This is a genomic window from Pseudodesulfovibrio pelocollis, from assembly GCF_030282845.1.
Lineage (GTDB): Bacteria > Desulfobacterota > Desulfovibrionia > Desulfovibrionales > Desulfovibrionaceae > Pseudodesulfovibrio > Pseudodesulfovibrio pelocollis.
This window is the reverse complement of record NZ_JASTWE010000030.1, coordinates 19008-41906: the sequence shown is the minus strand read 5'-3', so window position 1 is coordinate 41906 and position 22899 is coordinate 19008. Positions and strand designations below refer to the sequence as shown.

The following is a 22899-nucleotide window of genomic DNA, read 5'->3' as shown; positions in this document are numbered from 1 at the left end:
CGTCTGTCCCGGTGGACGGCTTTTCATTTCTGCCCGGTTGGGGTATTTTTGGATGATCGGCGTGCCCACGCCGATCGCAACCTTCAGCCCGAAGTCGAGGAGGCGCCCGTGAAGCGCACCATATCCGCCCTGGCCCGCAACGAGCCCGGCGTGCTGGCCAGGATGGCCGCCGAATTCGGCCGGTACGCGGCCAACATCCTCTCCCTGGCCGCCGGTGAAACCGAAAATCCCGAGGTCTCCCGCATCGTGGCCTGCATCGAGGGGGACGACGAGGCCATCGACGCCATCACCCGCCACCTGGAGGCCCTGGACACCATCATCCAGGTGGACGACCTCTCTCGCAAGGATTTCGTGGACCGCGAGCTGGTGCTGGTCAAGGTGGACATGGACCCGACCCGCACTGCCCAGCTGATGCAGGTCTTCGAGGTCTTCCGGGCCAGCGTGGTGGGCATGGGCCGGGAGACCATCACCGTGGAGATGGCCGGTGACCAGGAGCGGGTGGAGGGACTCATCCACATGCTCAAGCCGTATGGCATCAAGTCCATGTGCCGCTCGGGCATGATCGCCCTCAAGCGCGGGGACGAGTAGCCCGTGGCCGCCTGCGCCACCCCGCGCCACGAACCCGTGACCAGCCTCGACGGGCTGGTGCGCGCGGCCCTGGCCCGTGAGCCGGGCACCCCCATGCCCAAGGTGGCCATCGCCCGCTCGGCCGAGGGGTTCGTGATCAGGGCGGGCATCGAGGCCTTTGAGCGCGGCATTGCCGAGCCCATCCTCATCGGTGACATGGACGCCACCCGGCGCATCGCCGACGAGCGTGGGCTGGACATCTCCCGGTTTCACTCCATCGAGATGGCCGACGACCAGGGGGCCGTGGCCGAGGCGGTGCGCCTCTTCCGCGACGGCGAGGCCCAGCTGATCATGAAGGGGCTGGTGCCGACAGCCACCCTGCTCAAGGCAGTGCTCGACAAGCAGACCGGCGTGCCGCACCCCTCGCGCATCATCAGCCATGTAGCGGTCTTCGAGTCGCCCCTTGACGGGCGGCTCATGCTCATGACCGACCCGGGCGTGAACATCAGCCCCACCCTGCAACGCAAGGCGGACATCCTGAGAAACGCCTTGGACGTGGCCCGCTGCCTGGGCATGACCGCACCCCGCGCGGCCATCCTGGCGGCCACCGAAAAGGTCAACTACCCGGCCATGCCCTCCACCCTGGACGGCGACATCCTGACCAAGATGGCGGCCAGGGGCGAGTTTGGCGACGCGGTGGTGGCCGGGCCCCTGTCCCTGGACCTGGCCGTGTCCGGCGAGATCGCGGCCTGCAAGCGCTTTGAGAGCCCGGTGGCCGGGTGCGCGGACATCCTGGTCACGCCCGACATCGAGGCGGGCAACATCCTCTACAAGTGTTTGTCCGTGTTCAGCGGCCGGGTCATGGCCGCGGTGGTGGTGGGCAGCCGGGTGCCGGTGGTGGTCCCTTCCCGCGGCGACTCCAACGCGAGCAAGTTCCACTCCATCGCCCTGGCGGCCCTGCTGGCCACGCGCGGCTGCGGCTAGGCGGCCCATCAATCACAACGGGCTGTCAGCCCCGCCCGACAGCCCGCCAGGAGACGCCATGCGCGTGTTCGTCATCAATCCCGGCTCCACCTCCACCCGGCTTGCCCTGTATGAGGACGACCGGGCCGTGCTCACCAGCGAACTGCATCACCCCAAGGGGGAGATCGCGCGGTTCACGCACATCGCCGACCAGTTCGCCTACCGGCTGGCTGCCATGGACGGTGTGCTCGGGCAGTGGAACCTGGACCCGGCCAGCCTCCACGGCGTGGCCGGGCGCGGCGGGCTGCTGCGCCCCATGGAGGGGGGTGTTTACGAAGTGTCTGCGGAAATGCTGGACGAATTGAAATCAGCCCCGCACGGGGAGCATGCCTGCAACCTGGGCGCGCCCCTGGCCCGGGAGCTGGCGGACCGGGCCGGGGTGGGCGCGTACATCGTGGACCCGGTGGTCACGGACGAGCTGGATGACGTGGCCCGGATCACCGGCCTGCCCGGCATCCGCCGCCGCAGCCTGTTCCACGCCCTGAGCCAGCGCGGCGTGGCCCGCACGGCAGCGGCCCGGCGCGGGGTGGACTATGCGCAGGCGGACTTCATCGTCTGCCACATGGGCGGGGGCATCTCCATCGGCGCGCACCGGCGCGGCCGGGTGGTGGAGGTGGTCAACGCCCTGGACGGCGAGGGGCCGTTCTCGCCCGAGCGCACGGGCGGGCTGCCCCTGGTGCCGGTGCTGGATCTGATCGAGGGCGGCGAGCGCACCCCGGGGGAGATGAAGCGCATGGTGCAGCGCGAGGGCGGACTCTTCGCCCATCTGGGCACCAATGATCTGCGCGAGGTCCTCGGGCGCATGGCCCGGGGGGACGAGGCGGCGGCCCGGCTGTTCCACGCCCTGGCCTATGGCGTGGCGCGGCACATCGGCTCCCTGGCCCCGGTGCTGGCCGATGGGGAGGGGCGGGTGGCCGTGGCCGCGGTGGTGCTCACGGGCGGGCTGGCCCGTAGCAACCTTTTTGTGAATGAAATAAGGCGGATGGTGGGATATCTCGGGCCGGTGGAAGTGGTGGTCGGCGACGAGGAGATGGCGGCCCTGGCCCGGGGCGTGACCCGCGCGCTGCGCGGCGAGGAGCCGGTCAAGCACTATGCCCCGGCCCGGCGGTGACGGCCATGGGCCGGAAACCCTTTGACTTTATCCGTTGACCGGGCCTGCGTGGCCTGCTACCGAAAATGACTGCCCCCAATCCCCGCCTCGTGGTTCACATGGCGTTGGCGCGTGAAAATAATAGCCACGCCCGGTGGTGTTTCCTAGGTTCCCCCAAGGTTGTCCGGATGGGACGACCCCACTTTGGGCAGCAAGGACAGTGAGAGAATGGGATCGCTTTTTTCCAACGCCATAACACTGCGCAAGAGCGTCGGCATCACCGATGCCGAGTTCGTGCAGCTGCGCGACTTCATCTACGAGAAGTGCGGCATCTATGTGGACATCAAGCGCAAGTATCTTTTCGAGAGCCGCTTTTCCAAGCGGTTGTCCGAGCTGGGCCTGCCCGGATTTGCCGACTACATCAAGTATCTCAAGTTCGACAGCCACAAGAGCGAGGAACTGGCCAGGCTCTTCGAGCTGGTGACCACCAACGAGACGAGCTTCTGCCGCGACGGCAAGCAGTTGGAGGCGTTTCAGGACAAGGTGCTCAAGGAGACCCTGGACCGCCAGCGCAAGGCCGGGCGGCTGGAGTTGAATATCTGGTCCGCAGGCTGCTCGTCGGGCGAGGAGCCCTACACCCTGTCCATCCTCCTGCACGAGACACTGCGCGCCGAACTGCCACGCTGGCGCATCGGTATCACCGCCGTGGACCTGTCGCGGGCCATGATCGAGCGGGCCAGAGAGGGCGTGTACGGCGACTACGCCTTCAAGACCACGCCCGACGATATCCGCCAGCGCTATTTCACCCCGGACCCCGGCGGCTGGAAGATCAAGCCCGAGGTGTCCCGGTTCGTCACCTTTCAGGAAATGAATCTCAACGACCCCCTGGCCCTGAAGCGGGTGCCGCGCTCGCATATCGTTTTCTGCCGCAATGTGGTAATTTATTTTGACGACGCCATGAAGCGGAAGGTGGTCAGCGCGTTCTATGACAACCTCCTGCCCGGCGGGTATCTGATGCTTGGCCACTCCGAGACGCTGCACAAGGTCTCGTCGTCGTTCAAGCCCGTGTACCACCCCGGAACCATCGCGTACTTGAAGGAAGGCTAGGCCCGGCCTGCCCGTATCGGAGGAAGACTTGGCTATCACACCCCTTGACCAACTGACCGCAGGCATGGTCCTGGCCTGCGACCTGAAGTCCGAAGACGGCAGGCTGCTCTTTCGGGGCGGCACCCAGCTGGAGGAGCGCCATGTGGAGCTCCTGCGCCGCGTGGGCGTGACCGGGGCCGAGGTGGAGCCCGGGCCGCAGACCCTGGGACCGGAGAAGCTGCGCCAGATCGAGGAGTATGTCCGCGATTTCTTCCTCTACGCCAACCCCGATTCGCCGCCCATCATCGCCATGTTCCGCATGGCGCTGGAGATGACGGCCGAGGCCGTGTCCAGGGGATGGGAACTCCCGGACGCCAACACCCGCCGCGCCTCCAACGTGGAACACATGCACGATCTCTTCCTGCGCGGGCTGGGCACACCCGAGACCATCGTCAAGCACGAGACCGAGCTGGCGAGCTTCCCGGACATCTATTTCCGCATCAGGCAGGTGCTGGAGGACGAGAGCGCCTCGGCCGAGCGCATCGCCAAGGTGGTGGGCACGGACATGAGCCTGTCGGCCAAGCTCATCAAGCTGGTCAACAGCCCCCTCTACGGCCTGCCCCAGCCCCTGGATTCCATCAGCCGGGCCGTGGCCCTGGTGGGGGCCAAGGAGCTTTCCATCCTGGCCCTTGGCATCTCGGCCATCAATTATTTCAGGGACATCCCGCCGGAACTGGTGGACATGCGCACCTTCTGGCGCCACTCCATCACCTGCGGCATCTTTGCCAAGATTCTGGCCGGAACACAGATCGGGCTTTCGCCCGAGCGCTGTTTCACCGCCGGGCTGCTCCACGACGTGGGGCGGCTGATCATGTTCAAGAAACTGCCCTACGCCTCCACCGAGGCCATGCTTTTTGCCCGCGAGAACTCCATCCCCCTGGTGGAGGCCGAGCGCGCGGTCATGGACTTCACCCACACCGACATCAGCCGCCCGCTGCTCGAGGCCTGGAAGTTCCCGGAAGAGCTTTCGGCCATGATCAATTACCACCACGACCCCATGGACTACCCCAACCCCCAGGAGTCGGCCGTCATCCATGTGGCCGACTGCCTGACCAACGCGGTGGAGATCGCCCGGGGCGGCATGTATGTGGTGCCGGGCGTTGACGAACGCGCCTGGGAGCTGCTCGGGCTCGACGCCGAGGCCGTGCTGAACTCGGCCGCAGGCCAGTACTGCGAGCAGATCGACACCATCATGGAAGCGTTTTTTTAGGGCGACAACCAGCCGTCATTCCATGGTTTCTTTGCACACTCGCCCGGACCTGGGCGGGTGTTTTCCTTTGTGGACCACAACCACCCGCAATGTCCGCAATATCCGCAATGGAGCGGGTCATCTCCCGCGCGCGCTTTCCGTGTCGTCCTGCTCGCGCAGGTCGCGGCGGATCATGCCGCTGACCAGGACGCTGTCAAAGACCACCTGGCAGACGTAGAAGACCAGGATGGGGAAGATGGCCAGGGGATGGTGGGCGGCGTAGGTCATGCTCCACAGGGCCACGGACAGGGACATGGGCTTCTCGGCGGTGATGAACAGGAAGGAACGGGCCGGGGCGCGCTCAAGGCGCAGCCACTTTCTGCCCACGAGGTGGGCCGCGCCGACCATGATCACATGGAGCAGGACGCAGGGCAGGGCGATGTGCGCCAGATCGGCCAGACGCAGGGAGTGGAACAGGGCGGATTCGCTGGAGCAGGAGGTGTAGACCAGGATGATGATGCAGACCATTGGCACGCGATGGGCAAAGGCGGCCGTGCGCTCCGGCAGGGTGGGAAAGGCGCGGCGCAACCCCTGGCCCACGGCGGCCGGAATGAAGAGATAGAAGAGCAGGTTGGCCAGCACGGCCATTTCGCCCACCTGGGCCTCGCCGCCCACCCACAGGGCGATGTTGGCCGGGATGGTCACCAGCCCGAGCAGATTGAGGCTGACCAGCAGGATCACGGCCGTGAGGGGGTCGCCCCCGGCGCTGGCAGCCATGGCCATGGCCGCCTCCAGCGAGGTGGGCAGGCTGGCCAGCAGGATGAAGCCGATGTGGAAATCCGTGTCCAGGTCAAAGAGGGCTGACAGCCCGGCCGCCAGCAGCGGATAGCAGACCACCGAAACCACCGCCCCGGCCCCGATCAGGGTGGCGTAGTCGCGCAGCCTGCCGCACCCCTCAAAGGACATGTGCAGCCCCTGGATGATGAAGATCAGGGCCACCAGCGGGGCATTGACGTCAAAGCGGCTCAGGACCGTCTCGGGCACGGGATGGTGCATGCTCAGCCATATGGCGCCGAGGATGCCGACGAGCAGCAGGTTCCTGCTCACGAGATGCCCAAGGGCGGCAAGGATGCGGTAAGTCATGGCGGCCTGGGGCAGAGGGTGGCTGACAGGGGGCCGGAGACGCTCCGGGAATCAGTACACCATTTTGCCCTATGGGGCCAGTGCGTGGGGCGTGGTCGAGCGCATCGCCCTTCGACCTTCCTGTCCGGCCGGGCCGTGGGCGGCGGATTTGTGCGGCCTTGGGTCGTCTTCAAGGGTCAGCAGGGCCTCGGTCACCAGGTCGGCATTGGGCGAACCGGGCCGGGCAAGGCGCAGCAGGGTCAGCCCGGCTGCCAGGAGCGTGAGCAGCCCGGCCAGGGGGATGGCGTTGCACATGACGGGCCTCCTTTGGTTTCAGGAGACCAGCCGCGGGTGACGGTTTGACGAAGGCGGGACGACGCTTGGGTGAAAAAGGCAGGGAGCCGGGCAACGGCAGCCCGGTCAGCGCGGATGCCCCAGGCGCGGGCCGAGGGGGGTCAGGCGGTTTTCTTCTTTTTGGCCGGTCGCTTGAGGCGCTTGCCAGCGGCCAGGAGCTTGCGCAGCTCGGCGGCGGCCTCCACCGGGTCGGCCTCGTGGAGCAGGAACCGCTCGGCCGAGGTCTGGAAGTGCCAGCCCGCTGGCCGGGCCAAGAGCTTGGCCCCCCGGGATTCGAGATATTCCAGGGCCTCGGTCTCGGCGGCCACGCACTCCATTTCGGCCAGGATGCTGCGCCGTTCGCGCATGTCGCGCATGCGCTGCGAGATTTCGTAGGCAGAGCGCAAGATATCGTCCGGCTGGACGTCGGTGGTCTTCTTGCGGCCAGAGAGATGCCGTTGCAGTTCGTTGAGGTCTTCCTTCAGCTCCTTGATCTCGAACAGGGCCTTTTCATTTGAGTCGTCAATTTTGTCAGCAAGTTGTTTGTATATGGCGCGGAGTTTGTGCGTGGACATGTCACCTGCTTTCACGTTGCGGTTGGTCGTCTGCTTGGCCTGTTGTCCTCAAGGCTAGCCCATTTTCGCGGGGCAGCGCAACTGTTCGGGCAGGGAAAATCCTCTTTCCGACCGAGCAGGATATTACTTTTTCGGATCAGGGTCGCGGCCCGTCCGCTTCCACCAGGGCGGGCAGGATCAGGCCGAAGAAGGCGTGGCCATGGCCCGTGAAGCGCCAGCCGAGCATGGCGGCGCATCCGGCGCAGGCCACGGCCTGCCACGCGTATCCGGGAAACCAGGAGAACTCGGCCGTGCGCGGGCCGGTGGGCAGGATGTTACGGGCCGAGGCAAAGCAGCCCACCTCGAAGACATGGCCGTGGGGGTTGAAGAACACATGGCGGTGCGCGCCGCCCATGGCCACTGCCAGCTCCCGGGCCGTGATCACGATGCGGCAGGCGCGGCAGACCAGCACGGGCCGGGCCGGGTCCGAATGGGCCGTGGTATCCGGGCCCTTGTCGGGCGCGGCCAGGGCAACGTCATCCTGATCCGTGCCTCCTGGCGCGTCCTTGAGCAGGACCGAGGGTATCCGGCCGTGGCGGCATGGGGTGATCAGGTGTTCCGGTGTCTGCATGTGGCGAACATACGCCAGCCGGGCGGGAAAATGAAGGGGCGGCCACAGCAGGGGCAAGAAGCATGGCGGGCTTTGAATCAGTCGAATGAATCCGGCATGTTGTTAGGTAAACAGCCAGCTATGCATAGGCAGGATTCTTGACATATAGCCGACTGTTCATGCCAGGGCCGAGCGGACCAGGGCGGCGGCGATGGTCCACATGGTCAGGCAGACCACGGTGTCGAGGACGCGCCATGTGGCCGGGCGGCGAAAGAGCGGGGCGAGCATCCGGCCGCCCGCGCCCAGGAGCGCGAACCAGACAGTGGAGGCCGTGACCGCGCCCAAGCCGAAGGCATATCGGCCAGTGCCCTCGAAGCGGCCCGAGAGGGAGCCCATGAGGACCACGGTGTCGAGATAGACATGGGGGTTGAGCAGGGTCACGGCCAGGGTCAGGAGCAGGGTGCGCCGCAGGTCCGGCGGCGCGCATTGGTCCGTGGCCAGCGTGCCGCCCCGGATGGCCGAGCGCAGCGCGCCAAGGCCGTACCACCCCAGAAAGGCGGCCCCGCCCCAGGTGGCTGCCGCGCCCAGCACCGGGCTGGCCGCCACCATGGCCCCGAAGCCCGACACGCCCAGCCCGATGAGCAGGCCGTCGCAGAGAATGCAGACCAGGACCACGGCCAGGATGTGGTTGCGCCGCACCGCCTGGGTGAGCACAAAGGCGTTCTGTGCCCCGATGGCGACTATCAGCCCGCCGCCCATGGCGAATCCCTGAATGAATGGTGTCATGCCTGCATGCCCTCCGTGGCGGGTGGTGTATGCGAGGGTGGACGACAATGGAAACTCATTGTTTTCATGATGCATGATTTTTGTTAATGGCAGCCCATGCTGGACTACAAGTTGGTGGAGGCCCTGACCGCCGTAGTGGCCGAGGGCGGGTTCGAGAGGGCGGGCCGGGTCCTGGGGTTGACCCAGTCGGCCGTGTCCCAGCGCGTGAAGCTGCTGGAGGAGGCGGTCGGACGGGTGCTCCTGGTGCGCTCTGCGCCGCCGAGGTTCACTGCGGCCGGGCGCGAGGTGCTGGCCCTGCACCGGAGGGTGCGCCATCTGGAGGACGACCTGTGGGCCGGCCTGGGCCATGAGCGCGGCATGGCCACCCTGGCCGTGGGCATCAATGCGGACAGTCTGGCCACCTGGTTTTTTCCGGCCGTGGACGAGTTCCTTGACCGCGAGCCGCTGCTGCTGGACATCAGGGTGGATGATCAGGCCCGGACCCACGCCCTGCTGCGCGACGGCGAGGTGGCGGGCTGTGTCAGCGACCGGGCGACCCCCATGCAGGGGTGCGCGGTCCACCCGCTGGGGGTCATGCGCTACCGGCTCTACGCCACCCCGGCCTATCGTGCGCGCTGGTTTCCCTCGGGCGTGACCCTTGAGGCCGTGCAGCGCGCGCCAATGCTCATCTTCAACCGCACGGACGTGATGCACGCCACCCTGCTGGCTCGGGCCCTGGGGAGCGAGCCGTCCGGCTACACGCCATTTTATCTGCCCTCGTCCGAGCGGTTCGCCTCGGCCATCGCCTCGGGCCGGGTCTGCGGCATGCTGCCGGAGGAGCAGGCGGGTGAGTCAGCAGTTCACGGCCAACTGGTGGACCTGCTGCCCGTCCACGTCCACACCGTGCGTCTTCACTGGCACTGCTGGAATCTTGACACCGGCATCCTGGGCCGCTTCACCAAGGCCCTGACAGCCGGGGCGCGCCGGTTGCTGGCTCAAGACGAGTGAGCCGGGGAGCGCAGAAATCCGTGGAACGGATTCCAGCGGGCCGTGCCCAGGTGATCACGGCCCGCATTGTCTTGAAAAGTGAATTGTGGCAGTGCGTTGTCTACAAATATAGCCTACGATCAGTCTGTTCGGGCACCCCTTGTGGCGCTTTGCGATCACGCGGGGCTAGTCGTCCCGGGGGCCGATCATGTTGGCCGGGTCCGTCAGCCTGTCGAACTCGGCTGCGTCCACAAGGCCCAGCTGAAGGGCGGCCTCGCGCAGGGTGATCCCCTCGGTGTGGGCGTGGCGGGCGATGCGGGCCGCCTTTTCGTAGCCGATGGCCGGGCTTAAGGCCGTGACCAGCATCAGGGAGCGCTCAAGGTGCGCGGCGATGCGCTCGCGGTCGGGCTCCAGGCCGTCGAGCAGGTGGGTGCAAGAGCTTCCCATGGCGTCGGCCAGCAGCCGGATGGAGGTCATGACGTTGTGGATCATCAGGGGCTTGCAGGCGTTCATTTCCAGGCTTCCGGCTGCGCCGCCCAGGGTCACGGCCGTGTCGTTGACCATGACCTGGATGCAGGCCATGACCATGGCCTCGCACTGGGTGGGGTTGACCTTGCCCGGCATGATGGATGAGCCGGGCTCGTTGGCCGGGAGGATCAGCTCGCCCAGCCCGGCGCGCGGGCCGCTGCCCAGCAGCCGGATGTCGCAGGCGATCTTGTGCAGCGACGCGGCCAGGGTCTTGAGGGCGGCCGAGAGGTGGACCAGATCGTCGTGGCTGCCCTGGGCCGCGAACTTGTTTGGAGCGGGCGCAAAGGCCAGCCCGGTCAACCCGGCCACACCAGCCGTGGCCGCCGCGTCAAAGCCGGGATACGCGTTGATGCCCGTGCCCACGGCCGTGCCGCCCAGGGGCAGGCGCAGCACGCCCGCAAGGGCTGCCTCCACCCGGCCGATGCCGTCCCCGATCATGGCCGCGTAGCCCGAGAACTCCTGGCCCAGAGTCAGGGGCGTGGCGTCCTGCATATGGGTGCGCCCGAGCTTGACCACCCCGGCCCAGCGGTGCGCCTTGTCCGCCAGAACCCCGGTCATGCGCCGGACTGCGGGCAGCAGGGAGCGGGTCACGGCCAGGGCTGCGGCCACGTGCATGGCCGAGGGAAACACATCGTTGGTGGACTGGCTCATGTTGACGTGGTCGTTGGGGTGGACCGGATCGCCCGAGCCCAGCGGCCTGCCTGCCAGCTGGGCGCAGCGGTTGGCGATGACCTCGTTGACGTTCATGTTGTACTGGGTGCCGCTGCCCGAGATCCAGACCGGCAGCGGAAACATGGCCGCGTGTTCGCCCGCCAGCAGTTCATCGCAGACCCGGGCGATCATCCCGGCCCGGTGCGCGTCGAGCCGCCCGGCCGCCTCGTTGGCCCGGGCGCACGCCTTCTTGATCACGGCAAAGGCCTCGATCATCTCCATGGGCATGGGCTCGCGGCCAATGGCGAAGAGGGTCAGGGCGCGCTGGGTCTGCGCTCCCCAGAGCCGGTCTGCCGGGACCGCCACCGGCCCCAGGCTGTCGGTTTCGATACGGGTGTCGCTCACGGCCGCCTCCCTGGCTTGCGGGTCGGAAAAAGGTCCATGCTCCCTTCTGGGTCATGGGGCGGCTGGTGTCAATCATTGGGGCTGAATACACTGTGCTGGCCGTTTCTGCGTTGACGCGATATGCATATACGAAATGAGCCGCCACCGGGAGGGATAGATGATCAGACGCAATCGGGAGCTTCAATTCTCAAAAGAGGAACTTCTTGATGAAGGCAACAAGACTGGCTGGTTCGAGAATGATCTTCTTGACCGGGGGCCGCACATTCGCGCTGTTTCCGACCTTCTGCTGACCACGCAGGGCAATTTCGTCATGACCGTGAGTTCCCCGTGGGGAACGGGCAAGACGACCTTTGTGCGGATGTGGAAGGCTTATTTGGAAAGCAAGGGCTGCCCATGCGTGTTGTTCAATGCCTGGGAGCACGATTTCGCCGAAAACCCCTTTCTGACGTTCATAGCAGAGATGCACTCCCAGCTACGCATGGTTCAGGGGAAAGGCAAGAAAACGCGTACCGTCGCCCTGAATGAACTCAAGAAAGTGGGGAAAAAGCTTTTTCCGCGTTTGATCTCTTTAGGCACCAAGGGGTTGTTGGGTGTTTCGGTGGATGTCGAGAAGCTACTGGGCGAAGATTTTGGCAAGGGTTTGAGCGAAGCATTGAGCGGCTCTCTGGAGGCGTATGCCTCGGACGTGATGGAAAAGCATGACGCCACCAAAGAGTTGGTCAACAAATTCAAGGCTGAACTGACCAAGGTTGTGAAGAGCTTTGGCGACAAGCCCCTGTTCTTTTTTGTGGATGAGCTGGACCGGTGCAAGCCGACCTATGCTGTGGAACTGCTCGAAGCGGTCAAACACCTCTTTGATGTGGATGGCGTCATATTCATTCTGTCCCTGGACCGTGAACAACTCGGCCACTCGGTCAGGGCGGCATACGGGGACGGCATAGACGCGGACGGGTATCTGCGCCGATTCATTGATCTGGAATACAGGATTCCGAAGCCGTCAAACGAAGCGTTTGTCAGACAACTATCAGAATATTACGGAGTGAGTGAATATCCAATTTTTAAGAACAAAAGAGACCTAGACGCCTGTGTAGAGTTTGAAAATGAATTTATCATGATCACTAAAGATTGGACTCTACGAGCAATTGAAAAGTCGTTTCTGAGAGGATCTATAATGCTGCGAGGAATAAAATCGCTTGCAGACCACGGTACAACTCGCGCAAAAGTGTTCGCTCACTATATATGCCTTTGCGAAATAAGCCAGGATGCGTTCAATACGCTTGCAAAAGGAGATGATAAAAAGCAATTTCCGTCATTAATGATAATCACTATGCACAAAATATTAATATTGAATTTATTATAGCATGCATTAGCGCCAGGCTACATGTTGAAGCAAGGCGTGGCTTGAAAGGCGATATAACAGTGCACGAGCCCAAGGCCTCAATGGAATACAGCGCTGCCAAAGAGTTTTCCATTCATTACTCTAATAATAATAAGACTTACCTTCACGATGACGTTGTCAGATTCCTTAATCTGTCTGAGTCCCTTGTTCCGACGCCGGGAATAGAGTAGCTGCAGAACCCCGCATTTCCAGTTGTCCCGGCCCCCGGTTGGGGCTATCGGTAGCGGACGGTCCGGGAAAGGCCCGGCCCGTGATCGTCAACCGGCATCATTCACAGTTAACATCGCAAGGGGTTACGCGCCATGAAGCGCCTGCTCAGGTACATCATTTCCCGTCGGGGGCTGCTGGTGGTCAATTTCGCCATCGTGGCCTTCATCGCCATTGTGGCCGTGGAGTCGTGGGAGCTGCTGCGCGATACCATCCACAACGCGGACGAGATCGGCGATATCCTTGACGCGGTGGGCATCGTGCTCGTGGCCTGGGGCGTGGCCCTGGAGGAGCGCGCCACCCTCATGAACGCCTTTGGCGCGTACAAGGAGGGATGCCCGGAGTCCGAGGCCATGATCGACCGCGAATGCCACATCTACGGCATGGCCGCCCTGCTGCTCGGCCTGTTCATGGAGGTGACCGTGGAGCTGGTCAAGGTGCCGGACACGGTCATCAACACCTTTGGCATCGAGCACGTGCTCTTTGGCGTGGGCGGACTCTTCATGCTCGTGGCCGCGAGCCTGCTGGCGCGCATGAATCTCGAAATCTGGCGCATCGGGAAAACCGCCTGCCAGACGGCGTGACAAGCCTCGCAGAAAGCGCCGTGAGAACCATGCTGATCAACGCCGACCCTGTCCGCGCCCGGACCCATCGGGCCAAGGAGGCAGGGCCATGACCCCGCTCCTGGCTGATCTGATCCTGGCCGTGCATGTGCTTTTTGCGGCTTACAACGTGCTCGGGCTGGCCGTGGTCTGGGTCGGTGCCCTGGCCCGGTGGCGCTTTGTGGGCAACCGCTGGTTTCGGGGCTCGCATCTGGCGGCCATGGGCATCGTGGTGGCCGAGGCCCTGCTGGGGCAGGCATGCCCGCTGACAGTCTGGGAAAACCAGCTGCGGGCTGCGGCCGGGCAGGGGCAATACGCCGAATCCTTCCTCAGCCACTGGGCCGACCGCTTCTTCTATTTCGACGCCCCGCCCGAGGTCTTCACCGCCATCTATGCGGCTTTCTTCGGGCTCATGGTTCTCTCGGTCTGGCTGGTGCCCGTGCGCTGGCGCAAGGGCTGACCCCGGCTCGGAATCACCCGAAAAACCCGCAGGAGACGCCGTGCTGGTCAACCTCGCCCGCACCCATCGGCTCAACGCCGCACCCCTGGCTCCCGGCCCTGTCCTCTACTGGATGAGCCGCGAGCAGCGCGTGCGCGACAACTGGGGGCTGCTCCATGCCCGCGAACTGGCCGGACGCGCCCATCCCCTGGTGGTCTGCTTCTGTCTGGTCCCGGCCTACCCGGGCGCGACCCTGCGCCATTATGACTTCATGCTCTCCGGCCTGGCCCGGGTGGAGATCGATCTGGCCGCGCTTGGCATCCCCCTGGCCCTGCGTCTGGGCGACCCGTCGGCCGAGATTCCCCGGTTGGCCGATGAACTTGGCGCTGGCTGCGTGGTCACGGACTTCGACCCCATGCGCGTCAAGCAGGGCTGGCAGCGGGCCGTGGCCGAGGCGTTGCCCGTGGCCCTGATCGAGGTGGACGGACACAATGTGGTCCCGGCCCGGCAGGTGTCGCAAAAGCAGGAATACGCGGCCCGGACCATCAGGCCGAAAATCCACCGCCTCTTTGGCGAATATCTGGAAGAGTTTCCAGCCATTGAGCCGCAGGCGGCGGCCGTTCCAAGCCTGCCGCCCACGGATTGGGATGCACTTCGCGCCGGGCTGGCTGTGGACCCTGCCGTGGGACCGGTGGCCCTCGCGCCGGGCGAGGACGCAGCCCGCGAGGCGCTGGACCGCTTCGTGAGCGACCGGCTGGAAGTGTATGCCGAGCGCCGCAACGACCCCAACGCGGGGGCCACCTCCTGGCTCTCGGCCTATTTTCATTTCGGCCAGCTTGCGCCCCAGCGGGCGGCCCTGGCTGCGGCGGCCTCGGGCAGGGGCGAGGGGCAAGCCGCGTTTCTGGAGGAACTGGTGGTGCGGCGCGAGCTTTCGGACAACTTCTGCCTGCACAACGCGCATCACGACACCCTGGCCGGGGCACCGGCCTGGGCGCTCAGGACCCTGGACGAGCACCGGGCCGATCCGCGCCCATATGTGTATTCGCAGGAGGAGTTCGAGCAGGCGCGGACCCACTCGCGGCTGTGGAATGCGGCCCAGAACGAGATGCGTCGCACCGGGTTCATGCACGGGTACATGCGCATGTACTGGGCCAAGAAGATACTCGAATGGTCGCCCACGCCAGAGGCGGCCCACGCCACGGCCCTGGCCCTGAACGACCGCCATCAGCTGGACGGCCGCGACCCCAACGGCCATGTGGGCGTGCTCTGGTCCCTGGCCGGGCTCCACGACCGCCCCTGGCAGACCCGCCCGGTCTTTGGCTCCATCCGCTACATGAACGAGCGCGGTTGCCGCCGCAAGTTCGCCGTGGACCAATACATCGAGCGCTGGGGCGGCTAGGGCAGGCTGTTGAAAAACGGCGATCTGCGGACGTTAAGCGACTATAGGCGAGTCTTCGAGCCGCACAGAAAGCTTATTCAAAAAGTTCACGAATCCGCAGAACAGCCTGCTTGTATTGACTTTTTTAATGATGGGATGCCGGGGCAGGCGGCTGTTCGGCGGGGAATTGCCCGGGGTTTCCCCTTGTGCTACACCCGGCCTCACGGCAGGATGGCCGGGCTGCCGCAATCGCAACCAGGGAACCAGATGAAGAGAGTGTGCTTTTTCAACACGAGCCAGTCATGGGGCGGCGGCGAGCGGTGGGTGCGCGATACAGCCCTGATGGCGCGCCGGGCCGGGTACGAGGTGCATGTGGTGACCAACACCCACAGCGCCCTGGCCGACAGGCTGGAAAAGCACGACACCATCCGCCCGCACCGCTGCACGATAGCGAACCTGAGCTTTCTCAACCCGTTCACCCTGGCGTCGTTTGTTCGGTATTTCAAGAAAAACCGGATCAGCACGGTCATTCTCTCGCTGCCGACCGATGCCAAGGTCGGCGGCATTGCCGCGCGGCTGGCGGGCGTCGAGTCCATCATCTATCGTCGCGGCATCGCCCTGCCGGTTCACGATACGGGGCTCAACCGGCTCCTTTTCCGTTCGGTGCTGACGCACTTCATCTGCAATTCGCAGGAGACCCGGCGGCTGGCGCTGCGCGACAACCCGGACCTGATTCCCCCGGAGCGCGTCACCGTGATTCCCAACGGACTGGACCGCGAGCAGCTGATCGACCGCCACGCAGCCCCCCTGTATGCGGGTCGCGGCGAGGACGCGGTTATCGGCCACGCTGGTCGGCTCACCGAGCAGAAGGGGCAGCACCTGCTGCTGGAGGCCGTGCATCTGCTCGGGGAGCGCGGCCACAACGTCACGCTCCTGGTGGCTGGCGAGGGCGAGTTGATGGATTCGCTGCTGGCCCATGCCGATCAGCTGGGCCTGGGCGAGCGGGTGCGCTTTCTCGGATTTGTGGAGTCCATGGAGTCTTTCTACAACTCCATAGATTTCCTGGCGCATCCCGCCCTGTGGGAGGGGTTTGGCTATGTCATCGCCGAGTCCATGGCCCGGGGCAAGCCCGTGGTGGCCTTTGACCTCAGCTCCAATCCCGAGCTGATCCGCGACGGGCAGACCGGCCTTCTGGCCCGGCCCGGCGATGTGGCGGACTTCGCTGACAAGCTCGAAGCCATGATCGTGGACCCGGCCCTGCGCCGCGACATGGGCGAGCGCGGCAAACAGCACATCCGCGAGGGGTTCACCCTCGAAGTCGCCTTTGAGAAGCTCGCGCCGCTGATTCGCTGACACGGCCGCGCCGCGTCACCGTGCGCCGCACTCCCTTTCGCAGCGTTACTGGGCGCAGCCTCACCGCGCGCCGCGCGCACAGAGGAAATCGGCGTAGGTCCGGTCGGTGCGCTGGAGGTGGTCGGTCATCCAGTCGCGCAGAAAATCGTACACCTCAAGGTCGATGAGGTCGTTGTTCTGGCGGGCTCTGCGGATGAAGTCGTGTACTTTGCCAGTCAAATCCCTGTGCTCGCCTATGTGGCGCTCCAGCATGTCCGTCGGGAAGCCGTACTCCGTGAGCAGGGCTTCCTCGTGGGCGAAGTGAAGGTCGGCGTATCGGGCCATTTCGTCGAGTATCCCGAAGATGACCTCAACGCCCGCATCCCTGACGATGGCCTGAAACAGGTTGTTGGTGATGGCCACCAGCTGCTTGTGCTGCTCGTCGATGGACGCAACACCCACCGAGTTCTCGTCGTTCCAGAGAATCTGATCCGTGGTCATGTCGTGCCCCCCTTGTCGCAAAGCCGTTCCCGGGCTGCCCGGCCTCTGCTCTCCCGCTTCGACGATAGCCCGAATCGGGCGACCAGGGCAAGGTTGGGGGGGGAGTTTATAAGGCGGCAAAGAAAAGCCCCTGCAAAGAGGTTGCAGGGGCTTGATTCGCACGATGGTGCTCGGGGACAGAATTGAACTGCCGACACGGGGATTTTCAGTCCCCTGCTCTACCGACTGAGCTACCCGAGCACGCGGTCGAGAAGTGGGATTTACCCAAATGGGCCGGGGTTGGCAACCTCTTTTTGGCGTTTGGGTGAATTTTGGCGCCGTTACTCCTCGGTTTCGGGCAGCGGCGCGCCCATTTCCATGATCCGGGCCGCATAGCCGGTGCGCAGGGCCTCCAGGTACTCGGGGTCGATGGGGCCTTTCCAGGTGGTCACCTCGGTGTAGCGCTTGGGAATGACCACCTTGGCCGGGTCGTAGCCCATGCCCAGGCGCAGCCGCCAGCGCAGCCGCTGCACCCTGTCGCCGATGGCGGACAGCGAGTCGTTCAGGGCACCGTAGCCCACGGCCTCCATGGCCTGGGCCATCAGCTCGTCCTTGTACACCCCGCGCGAGAACAGGCAGGCCACCATGCAGTTGAGCACGATGCGCTCGCGGCCGTCGTTGACCAGGAAGTCCAGCGCCCGGGTCACGTTCTTGTCCTCGTACTTCTGGTCGTAGGCGTAGCCGCCCGAGTCGAGATGCGAGTGGCGGAAGCCCAGCGCCTCGGACACGAAGAAGACCTCGCCCGTGGCATAGCCCGCCATCTCCTGGCCGAGCACGCAGGCGAAGTCCGCGCCGCCGAATTTCTGGGCGCACTTCATGGCGCCCTGGGCCAGCAGCCGGTAGAATTCGTTGGGCGGGCGGCTGATCAGCTCGCTGCCCTGCATGTAGGCATCGACATTGCCCCAGGTCAGGTCCACCATGGTCTCGTCGCGGGAGATGACGCCCTCTTCCAGCGCCTCGGTGGCCCAGGCCAGGGCCACGCCCGTGGACATGACATCCAGGCCCTCCTTCTCAATGACGTCGAGCAGGCGGAGCACCTGGGGCGCTTCGGTGATCTCCAGCATGCCGCCGCAGGCGAAGATGGGCTCGTAGTCGTAGCTCACCTGCCGGTAGAGGTACTGGTTGTTGGCCTGGAATTGCTCGCGCACGAAACCCACATGGATGCAGCCCACGGGGCAGCCCGCGCAGGCCGCGCTGCGCAGCAGGGTGTCCTTGGCGAATCGCTCGCCCGAGATGTTGTCCGCCAGCGGGCTGCTGGTCTGCTGAAGGTTCTTCCAGGGCAGGCTTTTCAGCTCGTTGAGGGGGTTGATGTTCACGGCCGTGCCCAGGCCGTGGTATTTGGACATCATCTCCGTGGTGGTCAACTGCTTGAAGATGTCCTTGTACAGGTCGGAATAAGCCTTGCCTTCGGGCAGGTCAAAGCCCCGGTCGCCCAGGATGCAGATGGCCTTGAGGTTCTTGGAACCCATGACCGTGCCGCCGCCCAGGCGGCCGAAGTGGCGGTAGGTGTCCACGTTGATGCAGGCGTAGGCCGAGAGGTTTTCTCCGGCCGGGCCGATGCGCAGGATGGAGCGGCGGCCCGAGCCCGGGAAGAGCTTGCGTACGATGCGGCCGGTGCGCAGGGCGTCGAAGCCGCGCATGTAGTCCACATCGCGGGTCTCGACCCGGCGCGAGCCCACGCACAGGGCGGACAGGCGCGCGGCCTTGCCGACCACCACCAGGGCGTCGAGGTCCGCAAAGCGTAGCGACAGGGCGGATTTGCCGCCTGCGTAGCTCTCGGCGTACTGGTTGTGATAGGGCGAGCGGAAGGCGCAGCAGGTCTTGCTCATGAGCGGGTAGTAGCCGGTCAGGGGGCCGATGGTGAAGATCAGCGGCTGCTCGGGGTCGTCCCAGTCCCTGTCCATGTGGCCGAACTCCTCGAAAAGCATGGCGGCAAGGCCGGTGCCGCCGAGGTATTGGTCGCGGCCGGGCCGCTCCAGCAGGGAGGCCTTGCCAGTGGTCAGGTCTACCTTCATGATGCGGAAGTAGTCTCTAATCATCAGAGTCCCCCTTGTCCTTGGGCGTCTTTGGCAGCTCCTCCATCTCAAGGCAGTCGTGGGGACAGAATTCAACGCAGCGCCCGCAATGGATGCAGACATAGGGGTTGACCTGGTGGTCGAGGAAGATGGCGTCCACCGGGCAGGCCTTGGCACACTCGCCGCAGCGGATGCAGAGGTTTTTCTTCTGGATGACCCCGCCATCGCGCCGCTGGGCCAGGGAGCCGGTGGGACAGGCCTGGGCGCAGGGCGCGGGCTTGCAGGCCAGACACAGCTTGGCCTCGAAACCCGTGGACAGCCCGCCCGACGAGGCGATGCGGATGCCCGACTTGTTCCACGACAGGAACGAGTGGACCTGCCGCGCGCAGGCCAGCGAACACGAATGGCAGCCGATGCAGCGCTCCATGCGTGCAGCCCTTAATGCTTTCATTCTTACTGCCTCCAATTGGTTGGGAACCGGTTCGCCCGGTTCGTGTGCGCCTTTCCCGCCATCGGGGCCAGGGCTTTCCGCTGCCGGGGGCGCTTCAGATTCTTTCGAGTATGTCGTGCTTGAGCGACCAGAGCACGTGGCTGGCGGCCGAGGCATGGTCCATGCCGGGAACCGAGTCCACAAGGTTGCGTATCAGGCTGGCGGTGTCAATGGATTTACGGGCGAGGAACACGAGTTTGCGGGCGATGTCCGGGTCGATGGTTCCGGTCAGGCCGGAATAGAGGGGGGGGAAGTCGCGGCCGCGATAGAAGGCCTCGCCCGTGGCCCCGGGCCGGACCATGAAGGACGGGTCCAGGGTGCGGGAGGGATAATGGCCGAAGATCTCTGCGTAAGGCATGGCCTGGGGGTGGCGGGCCTCGCGCAGGGGGGCGGGGTCCACTGGCTCGCGCCACAAATCGTCCCAGAGCCGGACATGGCGTGCGATGATCGCGGGCCAGGAGTAGTGGGCCTCAACGCGGCGTCTGGCGGCCGCGCCCATGGCCCGGCGCGTGTCGGGCGAGTCGACGAGGGTCTTCAGCGCCTCGGCCAGGGCTGGAATCTCCACGGCCGTGCGCTGGGCCAGCAGCAGATGGTACTGGTTGTCATAGGTGAGCGGGGCCAGCAGGTCGATGTCGTCGGTGCGGTCCGGGCCGATGGTGGGCACCAGCAGGCCGGTTTTGCCCGGGACCACGATGTCGCGGTAGCCGTCGTAGTCCGAGGCGATGACGGGCAGGCCAAAGGCCCCGGCCTCGACCAGGGTGATGCCAAAGGTCTCCTGCGGATTGTCGGCGATGGAGACGAAGATGTCGGCGACGCGGAACAGGGCGGTCTTCTCCGCCTCGCTCGGCCTGAGGACCACGGACATGTCGATGCCCGCGTTGGCGGCCAGGTCCTTGAGTGTGGGCAGGAAGTCGTCGCCGTCGTCCGCCCATCCGGCCAGGGTCAGGGCCACGGAGGCCGGGTCCATGCCCTGGCGCACCAGCCGGTGCAGGGCGCGCAGCAGGGGCAGCAGATCCATCTTGGAATGGTGAGAGATGCGGCCAAACACGAGCAGGCGCACCGGGCCGCCATTCTTCTGGCCACTGGCCCCGCCTTCCCTCGGGTCTGCGGGGCACAGCTCGTCCGTGTCCACGGCCAGGGGGATGTGAGCCAGGGCGGGTTCGGGGAATCGCTCCGGGTCCAAGCCGTAGCCCTGGCGCAGCCAGTGGAAGAAGCGGCCCACGGCCTCCAGGCCGGGGCGCGAGGTGCAGACAATGGCGTCGCGCCGGGTGGTGCCGGGCCACAGGTGGCGCAGGAACTGGCCGCCAAAGGTGGCGTAGCTCAGGGAGTGGATGGCTCCGGTGACGGGAAAGATGTCGCGGCTGTATCGGTTGCGCAGGGCGGCCGCGTGGGGCTGGCTGGTGATGCAGTCCGACAGGTGCATGCAGTGGACCGGCTCTGCGACCAGACGGCGCGGCAGCTCGCGCCGGTCCAGAATGCGCGCGCGGCCCGCCTCGATCATGCCGGGCGCGATCTTGCCCAGGTGGGCGCGCAGTCCTCTGGTCTGGCCCGCGTCGCCCAGGAAGAAGCGGTATTCGTCATAGGGGTCGGCGGTGAGCAGGGCGCGCAGGAACTTGGTGTTGGCCACCTTGCGGCCCAGCACCGGCCCGGGCTCGAAGAACGGGTCCAGGGTGGCCCAGATGCGCTTGGATTCGGACATATGTAGGTCAAAACCGTATTGACCAGGTTTGTCAATGGCTTTGACGGCCGTAGGGCTCCTTTCGCCTCGGCATTTTCTGCCGACCCGTGGTGCCACGGCAGGTTGCTGGATTGAAAATCGTCGTAAATCGGAGGAGATGCCTACGCCGGAAGCGGACGAATCTCCTTTGGCCCCGTTTTTGCTCCCCCTGCTGTGCGGACGTGTCATGCGTCGGTATTTTGACTGCAAGGAGAGATGGAGCCATGCGCAAGCAGACGATGAAGCGGGGCAAGCGGCCCGAACTCATGTGGGGCCTGGGTCTTGACCAGGAACTGGCGGATTGCATCGACGAGGGGGTGGGGCCGGGCTTCCACCTGCGCAACTTCGCCCCGGACGCCCTGCCGCAGACCCGCGAGCTGGACCAGGAGGAAAAACCCTGCGCGGTCTGGGTGCCGTGGTCCGTGTGGTTGAAGCTGCCCGAGCATCGGCGTCAGGAGTACCGCGCCCAGGAGAACACCCAGCGCATCCTCATCCAGGAGCCCCATGACGAGCCCCAGGAGATGGAGGCCGTGCTGGCCGAGGGATTCCTGACCGTGGTCCGCACGCCGCTGACCCGGCCCAAGGTGCAGGACGCCGTGTTCCGCGCCAGGGAAGTGACGAGCATGTATTCCGACATCTACCGCATGACCGAGGAGATTCTCCTTGAGCGCGAGCTGCTGGCGCGCAAGACCGACCAGCTCATGTTCCTCAACAGGATTCTGGCCTCGGCCACCGAGAGTCTGGACCCGGCCACCATCCTGCTCAATGCCAAGGACACCCTGGGCCTGGTCCTGCCGGTGAGGCTGCTGCACGCCGTGTTCTGGACCCGGCAGCGGGATTCTGAAGTGGCCGATGTGGAGATGTTCCTCAACGGCAAGACCGCCCCGGAGACCGAGAGCCAGTGGGTGGAATACCTCCTGGCCGCGGCCGCCGAAAAGGGCGGCGGGCCGGTCAACGGCTTCACCGTCATGCACACCGATCCGGCCCGGCGGCCGGAATTCTCGTTGGCCCCTGCCGAGGGCAAGGTGGTGACCATGCCCCTGACCGCGGCCCACGAGACCTTTGGCGCCCTGGTGCTCCTGTGCGAGCCCGATTACCGGCTGGGCCGCGATCAGGTGGAGACCTTCCGCTCGGCCGTGAACCACCTGGGGTTGGCCCTGCGCAACGCCCTGACCTTCAAGGAGGTCAAGATGCGCGCCGACCGCGACGGCCTGACCCGCATCTACAACCGCCATTCCTTTGATGAGCGCCTGGTCTACGAGATCAAGCGCCGCCGCCGCTACAATCACGACCTTTCGCTGCTCATGGTCGATCTCGACCACTTCAAGCAGGTCAACGACACCTACGGCCACAAGGCGGGCGACATGGTCCTGCGCAAGGTGGGCGAGATTCTCACCGAGACCTTCCGTACCACCGACCTCGCGGCCCGCTACGGCGGGGAGGAGTTCGTGGTCCTGCTGCCCCATACCAGCGAGGAGGCCGCCTGGAAGCTGGCCGAGCGCATCCGCGAGTCCATCCAGTCCAGCGTGTTCCGCTTCGACGGGCAGGAGTTTTCGGTCACGGCGTCCATCGGCGTGGCCTCGGTGGAGGCCGGTGCCCTGACCCGCGACGACGACCTGCTGGTCAAGGCGGACAAGGCCCTCTACAAGGCCAAGCACAACGGCCGCAACATGGTTGTGATCTCCAAGCCTGACGAGCCCATGTCCGCCACCCAGTAGCCCATATTTTCCCATAATATAACCAAAGGAGCGCGGCCATATGGTCGCGCTCCTTTTCGTGCTGCGCGATGGTCGTGCTGCGCGATGGTCGT

Annotated in this window: 22 protein-coding genes and 1 tRNA gene; 12 read left to right on the top strand and 11 right to left on the bottom strand. The window is 65.2% G+C overall.

The genetic code is table 11. The annotated features are described in order from the left end of the window. Positions 1-108: 108 nt before the first annotated feature. The 5 genes from ilvN (at position 109) to QQS14_RS11250 (ending at position 5036) form a co-directional block, all read left to right on the top strand. Positions 109-588, top strand: coding sequence for an acetolactate synthase small subunit (gene ilvN / locus QQS14_RS11270; protein WP_285907097.1), 480 nt, complete (start codon positions 109-111; stop codon positions 586-588). Positions 589-681: 93 nt separating this feature from the next. Next, positions 682-1551 carry a phosphate acyltransferase gene (locus QQS14_RS11265; RefSeq protein ID WP_425607924.1) on the top strand — a complete coding sequence of 290 codons (870 nt, stop codon included), beginning with the start codon at positions 682-684 and terminating at the stop codon, positions 1549-1551. A 58-nt stretch (positions 1552-1609) separates the two neighbouring features. Then, entirely contained in the window at positions 1610-2701 is a 1092-nt protein-coding gene (buk, locus tag QQS14_RS11260; protein WP_285907095.1) for a butyrate kinase, read from the top strand. A 207-nt stretch (positions 2702-2908) separates the two neighbouring features. Further along, the gene (locus QQS14_RS11255) at positions 2909-3787 is read left to right on the top strand and encodes a CheR family methyltransferase (RefSeq protein ID WP_285907094.1); all 879 of its coding nucleotides are present in this window, start codon (positions 2909-2911) and stop codon (positions 3785-3787) included. A gap of 28 nt (positions 3788-3815) precedes the next feature. Then, positions 3816-5036, top strand: coding sequence for an HDOD domain-containing protein (locus QQS14_RS11250; RefSeq protein ID WP_285907093.1), 1221 nt, complete (start codon positions 3816-3818; stop codon positions 5034-5036). A 117-nt stretch (positions 5037-5153) separates the two neighbouring features. Here QQS14_RS11250 and QQS14_RS11245 read toward each other — a convergent pair whose 3' ends face one another. The 5 genes from QQS14_RS11245 to QQS14_RS11225 form a co-directional block, all read right to left on the bottom strand. Next, on the bottom strand, positions 5154-6158 hold the full coding sequence (locus QQS14_RS11245; protein WP_285907092.1) for a bile acid:sodium symporter: 1005 nt from the start codon (positions 6156-6158) through the stop codon (positions 5154-5156). A 69-nt stretch (positions 6159-6227) separates the two neighbouring features. Beyond that, positions 6228-6452 (bottom strand): hypothetical protein, encoded by a 225-nt coding sequence (locus QQS14_RS11240; protein WP_285907091.1) that lies wholly within the window; start codon positions 6450-6452, stop codon positions 6228-6230. A gap of 140 nt (positions 6453-6592) precedes the next feature. Continuing rightward, positions 6593-7045: a hypothetical protein gene (locus QQS14_RS11235; protein ID WP_285907090.1), complete on the bottom strand. Its 453-nt coding sequence runs from the start codon at positions 7043-7045 to the stop codon at positions 6593-6595. A 136-nt stretch (positions 7046-7181) separates the two neighbouring features. Next, positions 7182-7655, bottom strand: coding sequence for a cereblon family protein (locus QQS14_RS11230; protein WP_285907089.1), 474 nt, complete (start codon positions 7653-7655; stop codon positions 7182-7184). 156 nt (positions 7656-7811) lie between these two features. Beyond that, positions 7812-8420, bottom strand: a complete 609-nt coding sequence (locus tag QQS14_RS11225) for a LysE/ArgO family amino acid transporter (protein WP_285907088.1) — start codon at positions 8418-8420, stop codon at positions 7812-7814. A 96-nt stretch (positions 8421-8516) separates the two neighbouring features. Between QQS14_RS11225 and QQS14_RS11220 the strand changes: the two genes are divergently transcribed. Further along, positions 8517-9407 carry a LysR family transcriptional regulator ArgP gene (locus tag QQS14_RS11220; protein ID WP_285907087.1) on the top strand — a complete coding sequence of 297 codons (891 nt, stop codon included), beginning with the start codon at positions 8517-8519 and terminating at the stop codon, positions 9405-9407. 165 nt (positions 9408-9572) lie between these two features. Here QQS14_RS11220 and QQS14_RS11215 read toward each other — a convergent pair whose 3' ends face one another. Continuing rightward, the gene (locus tag QQS14_RS11215) at positions 9573-10970 is read right to left on the bottom strand and encodes a class II fumarate hydratase (RefSeq protein WP_285907086.1); all 1398 of its coding nucleotides are present in this window, start codon (positions 10968-10970) and stop codon (positions 9573-9575) included. 157 nt (positions 10971-11127) lie between these two features. On the opposite strand from QQS14_RS11215, the gene QQS14_RS11210 reads away from it, so the two are divergent. From QQS14_RS11210 to QQS14_RS11190, 5 genes are all read left to right on the top strand, one after another. Further along, on the top strand, positions 11128-12330 hold the full coding sequence (locus QQS14_RS11210; RefSeq protein WP_285907085.1) for a KAP family P-loop NTPase fold protein: 1203 nt from the start codon (positions 11128-11130) through the stop codon (positions 12328-12330). Positions 12331-12671: 341 nt separating this feature from the next. Beyond that, positions 12672-13160 carry a hypothetical protein gene (locus QQS14_RS11205; RefSeq protein ID WP_285907084.1) on the top strand — a complete coding sequence of 163 codons (489 nt, stop codon included), beginning with the start codon at positions 12672-12674 and terminating at the stop codon, positions 13158-13160. 88 nt (positions 13161-13248) lie between these two features. Further along, positions 13249-13638, top strand: coding sequence for a DUF2784 domain-containing protein (locus QQS14_RS11200; protein WP_285907083.1), 390 nt, complete (start codon positions 13249-13251; stop codon positions 13636-13638). Between the two features lie 40 nt (positions 13639-13678). Continuing rightward, positions 13679-15016 carry a deoxyribodipyrimidine photo-lyase gene (locus tag QQS14_RS11195; protein ID WP_285907082.1) on the top strand — a complete coding sequence of 446 codons (1338 nt, stop codon included), beginning with the start codon at positions 13679-13681 and terminating at the stop codon, positions 15014-15016. A 246-nt stretch (positions 15017-15262) separates the two neighbouring features. Continuing rightward, positions 15263-16348 (top strand): glycosyltransferase, encoded by a 1086-nt coding sequence (locus QQS14_RS11190; RefSeq protein WP_285907081.1) that lies wholly within the window; start codon positions 15263-15265, stop codon positions 16346-16348. A 60-nt stretch (positions 16349-16408) separates the two neighbouring features. On the opposite strand, the gene QQS14_RS11185 is transcribed toward QQS14_RS11190, so the two are convergent. From QQS14_RS11185 to QQS14_RS11165, 5 genes are all read right to left on the bottom strand, one after another. Beyond that, positions 16409-16828, bottom strand: coding sequence for a bacteriohemerythrin (locus tag QQS14_RS11185; RefSeq protein WP_285907080.1), 420 nt, complete (start codon positions 16826-16828; stop codon positions 16409-16411). A 164-nt stretch (positions 16829-16992) separates the two neighbouring features. Next, positions 16993-17068: transfer RNA gene (locus QQS14_RS11180), tRNA-Phe, on the bottom strand. Between the two features lie 80 nt (positions 17069-17148). Further along, entirely contained in the window at positions 17149-18906 is a 1758-nt protein-coding gene (locus QQS14_RS11175) for an aldehyde ferredoxin oxidoreductase N-terminal domain-containing protein (RefSeq protein ID WP_285907079.1), read from the bottom strand. Further along, the gene (locus QQS14_RS11170; RefSeq protein WP_285907078.1) at positions 18899-19333 is read right to left on the bottom strand and encodes a 4Fe-4S dicluster domain-containing protein; all 435 of its coding nucleotides are present in this window, start codon (positions 19331-19333) and stop codon (positions 18899-18901) included. The genes QQS14_RS11175 and QQS14_RS11170 overlap by 8 nt, the downstream gene beginning before the upstream one ends. Before the next feature lie 94 nt (positions 19334-19427). Continuing rightward, positions 19428-21071: a glycosyltransferase family 4 protein gene (locus tag QQS14_RS11165; RefSeq protein WP_285907077.1), complete on the bottom strand. Its 1644-nt coding sequence runs from the start codon at positions 21069-21071 to the stop codon at positions 19428-19430. Positions 21072-21313: 242 nt separating this feature from the next. Here QQS14_RS11165 and QQS14_RS11160 point away from each other — a divergent pair, with 242 nt between their 5' ends. Continuing rightward, a complete protein-coding gene (locus tag QQS14_RS11160) occupies positions 21314-22807 on the top strand; it encodes a GGDEF domain-containing protein (RefSeq protein ID WP_285907076.1) in 1494 nt (497 codons plus the stop codon). The last annotated feature ends 92 nt before the right edge of the window (positions 22808-22899 follow it).